Consider the following 12826-nt stretch of genomic DNA (forward strand, 5'->3'; position numbering starts at 1 on the left):
CGAACCCCTCAACAAAAACCCCCGCCGTAGGCTGATGGCGGGGGTTTTTGCGTCGACCCAGGCTCCCGGGGCTCTGCGTTTCTGCCCCCTCAAAGTTACGCAAAATACCCTCTTTGCCGCTGCTTTTCCTCCCTTGGGAAGTGCGAGGGCTGGTGTATAGTGATCCCGAGACGACGACGGGGTGCGCCATGTCCAAAAAAATGACCATTGCGAAGCGCTTGGGCTGGGGGTTCGGCAGTCTGCTCGCCTTGATGGTGCTGATCACAGCAATCGGTATCCAGCGTGTGGCGTTCATGGACGAGACGCTCACCGCCGTGAACCGGGGGGCGACGCTGAAACAACGCTATGCCATCAACTTCCGCGGCAGCGTGCACGATCGCGCCATCGCCGTGCGCGATGCGGTGCTGGAGCACGATCTGACGGCGGCCAAGGCGCACGTGGCGGATATCGAGCGCCTGGCGGCTTTCTATGCCGACTCGGCGCAAAAGCTCGACCAGCTGATGGCGACGGATGCCACCGAAGAGGACAGACGGCTTCTGGCGCGCATCAAGGAGATCGAGCGACGGGCGGTGCCGGGGACGCAAAGGGTTATCGATCTGCGGTTGAGCGGTGACGTGGAGGCGGCGCGCACAATGCTGTTGCGCGAAGTCTCTCCCGCTTACACCGAATGGCTGGCTGCGATCAACGCCTTCATCGACCGCCAGGAAAGCGTGATCCGGCACGATCTCGATGAGGTGCGTTCGGTGGCGGGCGGTTTCCGTAACCTGATGCTGCTGGTGACCGGCGTGGCGCTGGTGATCTCGGTGACGCTGGCCTCGATGACGATTCGCTCCATTCTCGCTACCCTGGGCGCGGAGCCCGATGAGGTGGCCGAGGCGATCCGGCGTCTGGCCGCTGGTGAGTTGGGGCAGCGCCTGAACACGCGCTATCCCGAGAGCGTCATGGGGGTGTTGCAGCAGACCCTGCTGCGGTTGCTCGAAACGATCAAGCAGGTGAATGCGGCGGCGTCCGATATCGCAGCTCAATCGGGGCGGCTGGAGGAGATCAGCCAGAGCAATCAGCGTCAGGTACAGATCCAGTCGGCCGAGACCGAGAAAATGGCACGGGCGGTCGAGCGGATGGGAGGGAACGTCGATCAGGTGGCGACGTTCGCTCAACAGGCGGCCGAGGCGGCGGTGGAAACCGACAAGCAGGTGGAGAGCGGCAACGAGGTGGTGCAGAAGACGGCCGAGGCGATGAACCATCTCGGTGAGACGCTCGAGGAGGTGGCGGCGACGGTGAGCGAGGTCTCGAAAGACAGCGCGAACATCGAGAAGATCACCGCGGTGATCGATGAGGTCGCCCAGCAGACGAATCTGCTGGCGCTCAACGCCGCCATCGAAGCAGCCCGAGCCGGGGAGTATGGCCGGGGCTTTGCCGTGGTGGCCGATGAGGTGCGTTCCTTGGCCGTGCGCACCCAGGATTCGACGCGTGAAATTCAGGAGATGATCGCCAGGCTGCAGCACGGTACGGTCCGGGCGGTGCAGGTGATGGAGACGAGCCGCGAGGTGGCACGCACGACTTTGGAGTATAGTCGCGAAGCGCAGAAGGCATTGGCGAACATTCGCAGCGAGGCGGGGGAGGTCCGTACCCTCAATGGTCGCATTGCCGAAGCGGTAGAGGCGCTGCGCCAGGCGGCTGAGGAGCTGGAGCGTAACATTGGGGCGATCCAATCTTCGACCAAGCAAACGGCGGCGAGCTCCGACGAATTGGCCGGGGCGAGCCGCACGCTCGCTGCTCTGGCGGAGAATCTGAAGAAACTGGTGCAGTTTTTCCGGTGGTGACGGTGAACGTCGATATCCTGATTCATGGTGGCGGTTTGGCGGGGCTGGCGTGTGCGGCGGCGCTACGCGATTCTCCCTGGAAAGTGGGGCTGATCGAGCCTCAGCCGCAGCGAGGGCATGAGGGGCAGTGGGATGCCCGCGTCTATGCCTATACGCCAGCGGCCGTGGCGCTGCTGGAGCGGCTCGACGTGTGGCCTCGCCTGGATCCAGAGCGCTGGTGCGCGGTCGATCGCATGGAGGTGTTTGGCGATGCAGGCGGGATGCTGTCCTTTTCCGCCTACGAGGCGGGGTTGAGCCGGCTCGCCGTGATCGCCGAGCAGTCGCTGGTGCGCGATGCCTTGTGGGAGGCGGTGCGGCGGCAGCGCAATCTCACGCTGCTCACCGGCGAAGGCAAGGCGGGGCAGGCGCTGGTGAGTGAGGAGGGCACGCTCACGGTGGTGTGCCGCGATGGCTCGCGCGTGCGCACGCGGCTGCTCGTGGGCGCCGACGGGCGGCAGTCGTGGGTGCGCATGCAGGCCGGGCTTCCGGCGCGGGTGGTGCCTTACCATCAGCAAGGGATCGTGGCCAATTTCGCGGTGCAGCGGCCGCATCGGCATGTGGCGCGGCAGTGGTTTCGCGACGACGGCGTGCTTGCTTTTCTCCCTCTGCCGGGGGAGCGGGTGTCGATCGTGTGGTCGGCGCCGCAGCCGCAGGCGGAAGCATTGCTCGCACTCGACGAGGCGGCCTTCGCGCGCCGCGTGGAAGCGGCGAGCGGCGGCATACTCGGGGCGATGACGACGATCACGCCGCGGCAGGCTTTTCCGCTTTCTTTGCTGCGCTGCCCGCAGGTGGTGCGCCCGCGCGTGGCGCTCATCGGCGATGCGGCGCACGGCATCCACCCGCTTTCGGGGCACGGGATCAACCTGGGATTCAACGACGTGGCGGTGCTCGGCGAGGTGCTCCGCGCTCTGCCGCCCGAGGCCGATCCCGGCGCCTTGCCGGTGCTGTCGCGCTATGCTAGGCGGCGGGCCGAGGAGCCTTGGCTGATGCAGACGGCCACCGACGCGCTGGCGCGGCTTTTTGCGCTGCAGCCGGTGCCGCTGCGGCAGTTGCGTAACGTCGGGATGCGGTTGGTCGATCGGCTGCCGTTCGTCAAGGAGGCGCTGGTGCGCTATGCCGCGTTCGGGGATTTTTTCGTGCAGGAGAACGAGTGATGGGGTGGTGGAAAAAAACGCTGGTGGCGCTGGCGGTGGCCTTGGGTTTGGCGACGGCCGCGTTTGCCGGTGAAAAGGAAGTGAAAGCGAAGGTGGAGGCGTTTTTGGGAGCGCCGGCGGTAAGTTCGGTGCGCACCGTACCTTACGGCGGTCTCTACGAGGTGGTGCTGACGACGGGCGAGGTGGTCTATACCGACGAGAAGGTGTCCTACATTCTCACGGGCTCGATCATCGATACGGCCAAGCGGGAAGACATCACGGCCAAGCGCATGGATGAGCTTGCGCGCATCGACTTTTCCGCCTTGCCGCTCGATCGGGCGATCAAGCTCGTGCGCGGCAAGGGCACGCGGGTACTGGCCACGTTCGAGGATCCGAACTGTACGTTCTGCAAGAAGCTCGCCAAGGAGCTGCAGACGATCGACGACGTGACGATCTACGTCTTCCTTTATCCCATTCTGGGGCCGGATTCGGTAGAGAAGGCGAAGCGCATCTGGTGCGCGCCGGATCGGGCCCAGACGTGGGTCGCCTGGATGATCGAAGGCAAACCGGTTCCGGAGACGGCTTCCTGCGACACGAAGGCGATCGAACAGAACGTGGCGCTCGGTGAAAAGCTGCGGATCTCCGGGACGCCGACGATCTTCCTCGCCTCGGGGGACCGGCTGGGCGGCTACCTGCCGGCAGCCAAGCTCGAAGAGCGCTTGAAGCGGGTGCGGTAAACCGCGAACGCGCCTTCTTTTATGGCTGTCGTGTGCCCGAAAGGCAGGTGAGCGGTAGCCCTCCTCCGGCTGGCTCGGCGACATAAGGCGCCCGGGCACTCGCCCAGACGAGGAGGGCGAGGGCGCCGAGCGTGAGGAGCGCGTGCCGGCGCTGCCAGCGCGCATCGGGGAGGATTCTGCGTGCCGCGGCGCGCACGAGGCGCCAGCCGGCCACGGCGATGGCGGCGAGCGCGAGGCCGATGAGGCGGGCGCCGGTCGCATCGATCCACCAGCCGCAGCCGGAATCGCTTTGTTCTGGAAGGTAGAAAGCGGGTGCGGCCCACAAGAGCCAGAGGCCGGTGAGGGCGCAGAAGACGATGGCGAAGGCGAGGAAGGCGCGCATGCGCCCGTGCCCTTTCAGTCGGATTCGTCGAAGAGCGTGCCCAGCGCCGTTTCGGGGCGCGGTGGCGCCTTGAGGCCGAGGTGGGCGTAGACGGCGGGCGTAGCAATGCGTCCGCGCGGGGTGCGCTGCAGGTAACCCTGCTGGATGAGGTAGGGTTCGAGCACGTCTTCGATGGTGTCGGCCGACTCGCCGATGGCCGCGGCGAGGTTGTCGAGCCCCACCGGGCCGCCGGCGAACTTCTCGATCACGGCCGAGAGGAGCTTGCGGTCCATCAGGTCGAGCCCCAGGGGGTCGACGTCAAGCAGGGCGAGTGCCCGGTCGGCGATCTCGGCGGTGATGGCGCCGGCGGCGCGCACCTCGGCGAAGTCGCGCACGCGGCGTAGCAGCCGGTTGGCGATGCGCGGCGTGCCGCGCGCGCGGCGGGCGATCTCGAGGGCGCCGGCCTCGTCGATGCGCACGTCCAGCAGCTGCGCCGAGCGGCGTACGATGTGGGCGAGATCCTCAGGGGCGTAGAATTCCAGCCGGGCGACGATGCCGAAGCGGTCGCGCAGCGGGTTGGTGAGCATGCCGGCGCGGGTGGTGGCGCCCACGAGGGTGAAGGGGGCGAGATCGAGCTTGATCGAACGCGCGGCCGGCCCTTCGCCGATCATGATGTCGATTTGATAATCCTCCATCGCCGGATAGAGGATTTCCTCGATCACCGGTGAGAGCCGGTGGATCTCGTCGATGAAGAGCACGTCGTTGGGTTCGAGGTTGGTGAGGATTGCGGCGAGATCGCCGGGCCGTTCGAGCACCGGCCCGGAGGTCTGCTTGAGCCCCACGCCCATTTCGCCGGCGATGATGTGCGCGAGCGTCGTCTTGCCCAAACCGGGGGGGCCGAAGAGGAGGACGTGATCGAGGGCTTCGCCGCGGCGGCGCGCGGCCTGGATGAAGAGGTCGAGCTGCTCGCGCACCTTGGGCTGGCCGATGTACTCGGCCAGGCGCTTGGGGCGCAGCGCCCGCTCGAAGGCATCTTCGGGGCGCGCGGCCGGGCCGATGAGCCGCGCCTCGGCAGAAGAAGCGGCAAGGGCGTCGGTTTCGATGGCCATGGCGGCGTTGCCCCGGCGAACCCTTAGCCGGCCGCGACGGGGGTAGGTTCGACTTCCCGCGGCGGCAGGGCGATTTCGTGGTTCTTGCTGTAGCGGTAGTCGTTGAACACGTGCTCGGCGGTGAGCAGCTGGTAGCTGCCGTCAGGGAGCCGATGCGTCGTGTCTTTCAGCCGGTAGGTGTAGTGCCCGCAGGTCCAGCAGTCGAAGTTGCGCATGTGGGTGCACAGACAGGTCTTGTCCCACACGTGGATTGTCTTGGCGTGCGGGTTTTTCTCGACTTCGCGGTTGTAGGCGTCGATGTAGGCGCAGTGGCCGTTCGCGTCGAGCAGGTAGCCGAAGGCTTCGCAGTTGGGCCGGATGCCGGCACCGATGGCAGGGCTGGATTTCAGCATGCGCATAGGGTAGCCGGTGGGTGAGATGGTGTTGACCTCGATGTCTTCCTCGTTGGCCTTGAAGTATTCCTGCTTGACGCGATCGGGCAGGCCGCATTCCTTGGTGACGGTGAAGCGCGTGGCGACCTGGACGGCAGCGGCCCCCATCTCGAGGAATTCGACGGCATCCGTGCCGGTGAAGATGCCGCCGGCAGGGATGACGGGGATGGCGAGTTCTTCGCGTGCGAGGTATTGGAGTACTTCGGTGACGATGCTGCGCAGGTCGTAGCGCGCCCAGTCGAGGCCGAAGCCGAGGTGTCCGCCGGCAAGCGGCCCTTCCACCACCACGAAATCGGGTAGCCGCCGCGTACGCGCGCTCTTTTTGAGGAAGAGCTGCAAGGCGCGCACCGAGGAGACGATGATGCCGAGCTTGGCATCGCGAAAACGCGGGTGCTCTTCGATGAGGGCGAAGGAGCCCAGATGCAGCCCGGCCGAGAGGGTGATGCCGTCGATGCCGGCATCGAGCGCCGATTCCAGCCGCACCTTGAGCGTTTCCTTGGGCGCGGCCATCGTGAGCTTCTCCATGCAGTTGATGAAGATGAGCCCTGGGCCGCGCTTGCGTTCCATGGTGCGCAGCACGTGCATCTTCTGCGCTTCGGCCAGGAGTCCGAGGTCGAATTTCACCGCCGACTTGTCCAGGCTCTTGACGTTATATTTGTAGCGCTTGAGTTTTTCTTTGGTGTAGGCGGTGTCGTAGCGCCGGTCGGTGACGGTGGGCACCATGGCGTCCGAGATGTGCCCGATGCCGCCGAGGCGGGCGATCTCGAGGGCGAGGTCGGCGTTGGAGATGTCGACGCCCATCCCTCCGAGCATGATGGGGATCAGCTCGGGGCCGTGGCGGCCGAAACGGAAACGGAATTCATCGACACAGCGATCGGCAGCGGACATCATCGAACGAACGACCCTCTTGACTTCGGACAAACGGCGCTATTGTACGCGTTTTGACGGCAGGCACGGTGCTTTGCCGTCAAAACACGACGAAATGACATCATTGAGACCTCTCGCCAAGGCAGGAAGTTCAGCGCTGAATTTTTCCCCAAGTGTCTTTCAGCCCGACGGTGAGGTTGAAGACCGGGGCTTCGGGCCGGTGGTCGTGGCGGTCGGTGACGAAATAGCCGTGCCGTTCGAACTGGAAGCGCGTCTCGGGGGGAACCTGCGCGGCCTGGGGTTCGACGAAAGCGCGGTAGCGGCGCAGCGACTCGGGGTTGAGGTCTTCGAGGAAGGAGCGCGGTGCGCCGTCCGGGCCCGGTTCGGTGCCGGGGCGGGGGTGGCGGAAGAGCCGGTCGTAGTGCCGGATCTCGGCTTCGATCGCGTGCGCGCACGACAGCCAGTGGCAGTTGCCCTTGGTCTTGTAGCGATCGGCGCCGGGTGTGCCGCTCTTGGAGTCGGGGAAATGGCGGGCGTGCACGCGCACCACGCGACCGGATTCGTCTTTGTCGCAACCGGTGCATTCGATGACATAGCCGTAGCGCAGCCGTACCGTGGCCCCGGGCGTGAGGCGATGGAAACCTTTGACCGGCGTTTCCATGAAGTCGCCGCGCTCGATCCATAGATGCCGTGTGAATGGGATGCGCCGCTTGCCCCGTTCCGGATCGAGCGGGTGGTTGGGCGCTTCGCACCATTCGACGTGATCTTCGGGGAAGTCGTCGATCACCAGTTCCAGGGGGTCGAGCACGGCGATGCGCCGCTCGGCCGCTTCGTTGAGGTGATCGCGCATGGCTTGTTCGAGGACTTCGTAGCCGATCCAGCCGTCGGCCTTGCTCACGCCGATGCGCTCGCAGAAGAGGCGGAAGCCTTCGGGCGTGTAGCCGCGCCGACGTCCGCCGGCAAGCGTCGGCAGGCGCGGGTCGTCCCAGCCGTCTACGTGCCGTCCTTCGACGAGCTCGATGAGCTTGCGCTTGGAGAGCACCACGTATTCGAGGTTGAGGCGGGCGAACTCGATCTGGCGCGGCAGGGGACGGGAGAAAATGCCGGCCTCGGCGAGCGCTTCCAGCAGCCACTCGTAGAAGGGGCGCTGGTCCTCGAATTCGAGGGTGCACAGCGAATGCGTGATGCCTTCGATGGCGTCTTCGATGGGGTGGGCGTAGGTATAGGTGGGGTAGAGGCACCAGGCATTGCCCGTGCGGTAGTGGGAGACGTGCCGGATGCGGTAGAGGATGGGGTCGCGCAGGTTGAGGTTGGGGCTCGCCATGTCGATCTTGGCGCGCAGCACGTGCGCCCCGTCGGGAAATTCCCCGGCGCGCATGCGACGGAAGAGCGCGAGGTTCTCCTCGATGCTGCGGTTGCGATAGGGGCTGTCCCGGCCGGGTTCGGTGAGCGTGCCGCGCAGCGCACGGATCTCTTCGGGCGGCAGCGAATCGACGTAGGCCAGCCCTCGCTCGATGAGCGCCTCGGCGCAGCGGTACATGGTCTCGAAGTAGTCGGAGGCGAAGTACAGGTGCTCGCCCCAGTCGTAGCCGAGCCAGCGCACCGCCTCCAGGATGGCTTCGACGTAGTCCATGCTCTCCGTGGTGGGGTTGGTGTCGTCGAAGCGCATGTGGCAGCGTCCGCCGTAGAGCCGGGCCAGACCGAAATTGAGCACGATGGACTTGGCGTGGCCGAAGTGCAGGTAGCCGTTGGGCTCGGGCGGGAAGCGCGTGACGACCTGGCGGTAGCGGCCGGCCGCGAGGTCTTCGTCGATGGCGTTCTTGATGAAGTGGGCAGGAGGGGCGAGGTCGCTCACGATATCGACTTCCGGGAATGCCGAAAACGCGATTCTAGCGCGACCGGGGCGTCGTGGCGCGTTGGGCGTCCCGCGGTGGCGGGAACCCGTCCGCTTTTTTCGCGGTCTTTGTCGAGATCCTTTTACCCTTGGCCGCATTTTTGCGGCACAATCATCGATTTTTTCGAGTTTGTCCAACACTCTGCCCGTGCTCGTCGAATCTCCTGAATCTTTCCGCGAGGCAGGTCGCCTCGATTTGAGCCGCTGTCTGTCACAGGACCGCGGGCCGATCCTTGCGCTCGTCAAGCGCTTGCGCCGGGCCAAGGGCGAGGCGCGCGAGCGGCTCTCGGCGCAGCTCGCGCAGCGCCTGGAGCGCTCGCAGGCGGCGTGGGAGGCGCGCTTGGCGCGTCGTCCCCGGGCCGAGTGCGTGCCCGATCTGCCGGTGAGCGAACGCGCCGCCGAGCTGGAGGCGGCGATCCGCGCGCACCGGGTGGTGATCGTCTGCGGGGAGACCGGTTCGGGCAAGACGACGCAGCTGCCCAAGATCTGCCTCGCCGCCGGGCGCGGCATCGCCGGGCAGATCGCCCATACCCAGCCGCGGCGCATCGCCGCGCGGGCCACGGCCGAGCGCATCGCCCAGGAACTGGGCTCGCCTCTGGGGCGGGACGTGGGCTACAAGGTGCGTTTCCACGACCGCACCTCGCCCGAGTCGTACGTCACCCTGATGACGGATGGCATTTTGCTGGCCGAGACGGCAAGCGATCCGTGGCTGTCGCGCTACGATACCATCATCATCGACGAGGCGCATGAGCGCAGCCTCAACATCGACTTCCTGCTCGGCTATCTGCATCGCCTGCTCGCGCGCCGCGAGGATCTCAAGGTGGTGATCACCTCGGCGACGATGGATGCCGAGCGCTTTGCGGCGCATTTCGCGCCGGTGGCGGGCGATGTTCCCATCCTCGAGGTGAGCGGGCGGCTCTATCCGATCGAGATCCGTTACCGTCCGGTGGAGGCGATCGACGGGGAGGAACTCGCCGCGCTCGAAGGGGAGGAAGGGGATGGAAAGCGCGCGGCGCGCGCCGCCGCCGAGGAGCGCGATCTCTTCGACGGGATCGTCGCCTGCGTCGAGGAAGCCTGGCGCGAGGGGCCGGGGGACATCCTCGTCTTCCTGCCCGGCGAGCGTGAAATTCGGGAAGCCAAGGAGGCGCTGGAGCGGCGGGCGACGGTGCGCGGCGAGTTCGAGATCCTGCCGCTCTTCGCGCGCCAGTCGGCGCAGGAGCAGGCGCGCGTCTTCCGGCGCGGAGCCCTGCCGCGGGTGATCTTGGCTACCAACGTGGCCGAGACTTCGCTCACCGTGCCGGGCATCCGCTATGTGATCGATACGGGGCTGGCGCGGGTCAAGCGCTATTCGCCGCGGCAGAAGGTCGAGCAGCTGCGGGTGGAGCGCATCTCGCAGGCGGCGGCGAACCAACGCGCCGGGCGCTGCGGCCGGGTGATGGACGGGGTGTGTTTCCGGCTCTACGCCGAAGAAGATTTTGCCGCGCGGGCGGCGCACACCGACCCCGAAATTCTGCGCTCGTCGCTTGCCGGTGTGATCCTGCGCATGCAGGCGCTCGATCTGGGTGAGATCGAGGGGTTCCCTTTTCTCGATCCGCCGGCGCCGCGTGCGATCGAAGATGGCGTGCGCGAACTGGTGGAACTCTCCGCGCTCGATGCGACCACCCGCACGCTCACCGAAGTGGGGCGAACGCTCGCGGCGCTGCCGCTCGATCCCAAGATCGGGCGCCTGCTCGCGGCCGGGCGGCAGTACGGATGCCTGGCCGAGATGCTGGTGCTCGCGGCGGCGCTGTCGGTGCAGGATCCGCGCGAGCGCCCTGCCGAGCAGCTCGCCCAGGCCGACCAGAAGCATGCGCTCTTTCGCGGGCGCGAGCGCGAGGCGCAGTCGGAATTCTATTGGTACCTCAACCTGTGGCGAGCCTGGCGCGAGCTCGAGCGGCACGAGTCGACGAACAAGCAGCGGCAGTGGTGCCGGGCGCATTTCCTTTCCTGGCTGCGCATGCGCGAGTGGCGCGACGTGTGGACCCAGCTGCATGCGCTCGTCACCGAACACGGCTGGCGCGAGAACGAGCACCCGGCCGGCTACGAGGCGGTGCATAAGGCGCTCATCGCTGGCCTCGTGCGCCATGTCGGGCTGAAGCAGGAGGACGTGAGCGGGCCTCAGGCAGGCAGTTACCTCGGCGCCGGTGGTATCCGTTTCTGGATCCATCCTTCTTCGCCGCTTGCCAAGCGCGGGCCGAAGTGGGTGCTCGCCGCCGAACTGGTGGAGACGACGCGTCTCTACGCGCGCTGCGTTGCCCGCATCGAGCCGGCCTGGATCGAGGAAGTGGCGCCGCACCTCATCCGGCGTCAGCTGGAGGCGCCGCACTGGGCGAAGAGGGCGGGCGAAGTGCGCGCCTGGGAGCGGGGCACCCTTTTCGGCCTGCCGATCTATGCGCAACGCGCCGTGCCTTACCGCGACGTCGATCCCGCCCTGTGCCGCACGCTCTTCATCCGCGACGCGCTGGTGGCGGGCGAAGTGGAGCCGGCCCAGCTCGCGCGCATGAAGTTTCTGCAGCACAATCTGCGCCTGGTCGAGGAGATCGAGCGCCTGGAGCAGAAAACGCGCCGGCCCGACGTGCTGGTCGACACCGCCCTGATCGAAGCCTTCTACGACCATCTGATCCCGCAGGACGTGGTCGATCTGGCGAGTTTCGAATCCTGGCGCAAGCAGGCCGAGCGCGGTGCGCCCAAGCTGCTCTATCTCACGCGCGAGCAGTTGATGCGGCACGAGGCGGCCGGCGTCACCACCGAGCGTTTCCCTTCCGCTTTCGTGCTCTACGGCCAGCCGCTTGCGCTCGAATACAAGCACGATCCTGCGGCCAACGACGACGGGGTGACGCTGGTGGTGCCGCTTGCCTTGCTCAACCAGGTGTCGGCGGCGCGCTGCGAATGGCTGGTGCCGGGGCTCTTGGAAGACAAGGTGCTGCGTTTGCTGAAGACGCTGCCGCAGAAGCACCGCCATCGCCTGCAGCCGCTGCCGGAGCGGGCCAAAGAATTCTGCGCTGCGGTGGAAGCAGGCGAGATCGCTGCCGAGCGGCCACTGCTCGAAGCATTGGCCGAGTTCGTCGCAGCACGTACGCAGCTGCCTACGCCCGAGGCGGCGTTCCGTCCCGAAGTGTTGCCGCCTTATTGTTTCATGAACTTCCGCGTCGAGGGGCCCGACGGCCGCATCCTCGCGCAGGGGCGCTCGCTTGCCGAGTTGCGTGCGCGGCTGGGCGAGACGGTGCGCTCGCGTTTTGCCGAGCTGGGGGGTTTGCTGGCGGCCAAGGCGGGCGATGCCGGAACGAAAACCGCAGGGGAAGGGGAGCGCGCTGCTTCGTCCGTCCGCGGTGCAACGGGCCGTGGAGGCGAAGGAAAGGACGGTGCGGCGGCGAGGGCGATGCGTGCGCGCGAGGGGCGCAAAGCGCCGTCGTCTTCCGGCGAGGCGGGTGGCAACGGCAGGGACGGCGTATCCGCTGCCGGAGGGACGGGCGCGGGCGGTTCCGCCGCCACGCCGCTCGCGGACAAAGCGACCGGCTGGGACTTCGGTACTCTGCCGGAACTCGTCGAGGTAGAGATCGACGGCGTCACCGCCATCGGTTTTCCGGCGCTGGAGGACGTGGGCGATGGAGTGCGGCTGCGCGCCTGCGACACGGAGGAAGAGGCCGAGGCTCTGCACCGGCGCGGCGTGCTGCGCCTGCTGCGCTTCGCACTCAAGGAGTCGGTGCGCGCGATCGAACGCCATCCCGACTGGCGGGCGCTTGCCATCACGTGGATGCCCTATGGCAACGAGGCGGAGCTGCGCGAGGCGGTGATCGAGGCAAGCCTTGCGCGCGTCTGCCTCGAGGAAGAACTGCCGCGCGACGCACAGGCGTTTGCCGCGCGCGTGGCCGCGGGCAGGGAGCGCTTGGTGCTGGTAGCGCAGGAGCTCATGCGCCTGCTCGCGCAGTGGCTCGCCGAGCGCCGCGCGATCGAAAAACGCCTGGAGACGCTGCGTCGGGCGCACCCCGAGGCCGTCGCCGACGTCGAATCCCAGCTCGCGGCCCTCTTCCCGCCGCGTTTCCTGGCGACGATCCCTTGGGCGCGGCTGCAGCATTACGGGCGCTATCTCAAGGCGATCGGCGTGCGCCTCGACAAGCTGCAGAAAGATCCCGCCCGCGACCGGCAATGGCTGCAGTCCTGGCGCCAGGTGGCCTCCCCCTGGGAGCGGGCCTGGCGGGAGGCCAAAGGCCGGCCTTCGACCTTCCTCGAAGAATTCCGTTGGTTGCTCGAAGAGCTGCGCGTAGGGCTCTTCGCCCAGGAGCTGAAAACACCGGTGCCGGTGAGCGTCAAGCGGCTGGAGAAGATGTGGCAGGCGGGGGCGAGGTGATTACGGTGCAGGCTATGTCAAGGCAAAATAGAAATGTCCGGTCGT

Annotated in this window: 8 protein-coding genes; 4 read left to right on the forward strand and 4 right to left on the reverse strand. The window is 66.8% G+C overall.

Features of this window, described 5'->3' with window-relative positions:
• The first annotated feature begins 188 nt into the window (after positions 1-188).
• The 3 genes from OA56_RS08840 to OA56_RS08850 are packed head-to-tail and all read left to right on the forward strand — an operon-like array spanning position 189 to position 3732.
• Positions 189-1823 carry a methyl-accepting chemotaxis protein gene (locus OA56_RS08840; RefSeq protein WP_461584746.1) on the forward strand — a complete coding sequence of 545 codons (1635 nt, stop codon included), beginning with the start codon at positions 189-191 and terminating at the stop codon, positions 1821-1823.
• Positions 1824-1825: 2 nt separating this feature from the next.
• The gene (locus tag OA56_RS08845) at positions 1826-3016 is read left to right on the forward strand and encodes a UbiH/UbiF family hydroxylase (RefSeq protein WP_055424377.1); all 1191 of its coding nucleotides are present in this window, start codon (positions 1826-1828) and stop codon (positions 3014-3016) included.
• Positions 3016-3732, forward strand: coding sequence for a DsbC family protein (locus OA56_RS08850; RefSeq protein ID WP_141056418.1), 717 nt, complete (start codon positions 3016-3018; stop codon positions 3730-3732). The genes OA56_RS08845 and OA56_RS08850 overlap by 1 nt, the downstream gene beginning before the upstream one ends.
• Positions 3733-3751: 19 nt before the next feature.
• On the opposite strand, the gene OA56_RS08855 is transcribed toward OA56_RS08850, so the two are convergent.
• From OA56_RS08855 to OA56_RS08870, 4 genes are all read right to left on the reverse strand, one after another.
• Complete coding sequence (locus tag OA56_RS08855) at positions 3752-4114, reverse strand: hypothetical protein (protein WP_055424371.1); 363 nt, start codon at positions 4112-4114, stop codon at positions 3752-3754.
• A gap of 14 nt (positions 4115-4128) precedes the next feature.
• Entirely contained in the window at positions 4129-5202 is a 1074-nt protein-coding gene (gene ruvB / locus OA56_RS08860; RefSeq protein WP_055424370.1) for a Holliday junction branch migration DNA helicase RuvB, read from the reverse strand.
• A gap of 23 nt (positions 5203-5225) precedes the next feature.
• Positions 5226-6524 (reverse strand): nitronate monooxygenase, encoded by a 1299-nt coding sequence (locus OA56_RS08865; RefSeq protein ID WP_198289093.1) that lies wholly within the window; start codon positions 6522-6524, stop codon positions 5226-5228.
• A 127-nt stretch (positions 6525-6651) separates the two neighbouring features.
• Positions 6652-8355, reverse strand: a complete 1704-nt coding sequence (locus OA56_RS08870; protein WP_461584750.1) for a glutamine--tRNA ligase/YqeY domain fusion protein — start codon at positions 8353-8355, stop codon at positions 6652-6654.
• Between the two features lie 169 nt (positions 8356-8524).
• Between OA56_RS08870 and hrpA the strand changes: the two genes are divergently transcribed.
• On the forward strand, positions 8525-12781 hold the full coding sequence (gene hrpA / locus OA56_RS08875) for an ATP-dependent RNA helicase HrpA (protein ID WP_461584752.1): 4257 nt from the start codon (positions 8525-8527) through the stop codon (positions 12779-12781).
• The last annotated feature ends 45 nt before the right edge of the window (positions 12782-12826 follow it).

This window comes from Tepidiphilus sp. HLB4, assembly GCF_054823945.1.

Coding starts and splice junctions, on each gene's coding strand:
- OA56_RS08840 (WP_461584746.1), top strand. CDS start 189: ATGTCCAAAAAAATGACCATTGCGAAGCGCTTGGGCTGGGGGTTCGGC.
- OA56_RS08850 (WP_141056418.1), top strand. CDS start 3,016: ATGGGGTGGTGGAAAAAAACGCTGGTGGCGCTGGCGGTGGCCTTGGGT.
- OA56_RS08855 (WP_055424371.1), bottom strand. CDS start 4,114: ATGCGCGCCTTCCTCGCCTTCGCCATCGTCTTCTGCGCCCTCACCGGC.
- ruvB (WP_055424370.1), bottom strand. CDS start 5,202: ATGGCCATCGAAACCGACGCCCTTGCCGCTTCTTCTGCCGAGGCGCGG.
- OA56_RS08865 (WP_198289093.1), bottom strand. CDS start 6,524: ATGATGTCCGCTGCCGATCGCTGTGTCGATGAATTCCGTTTCCGTTTC.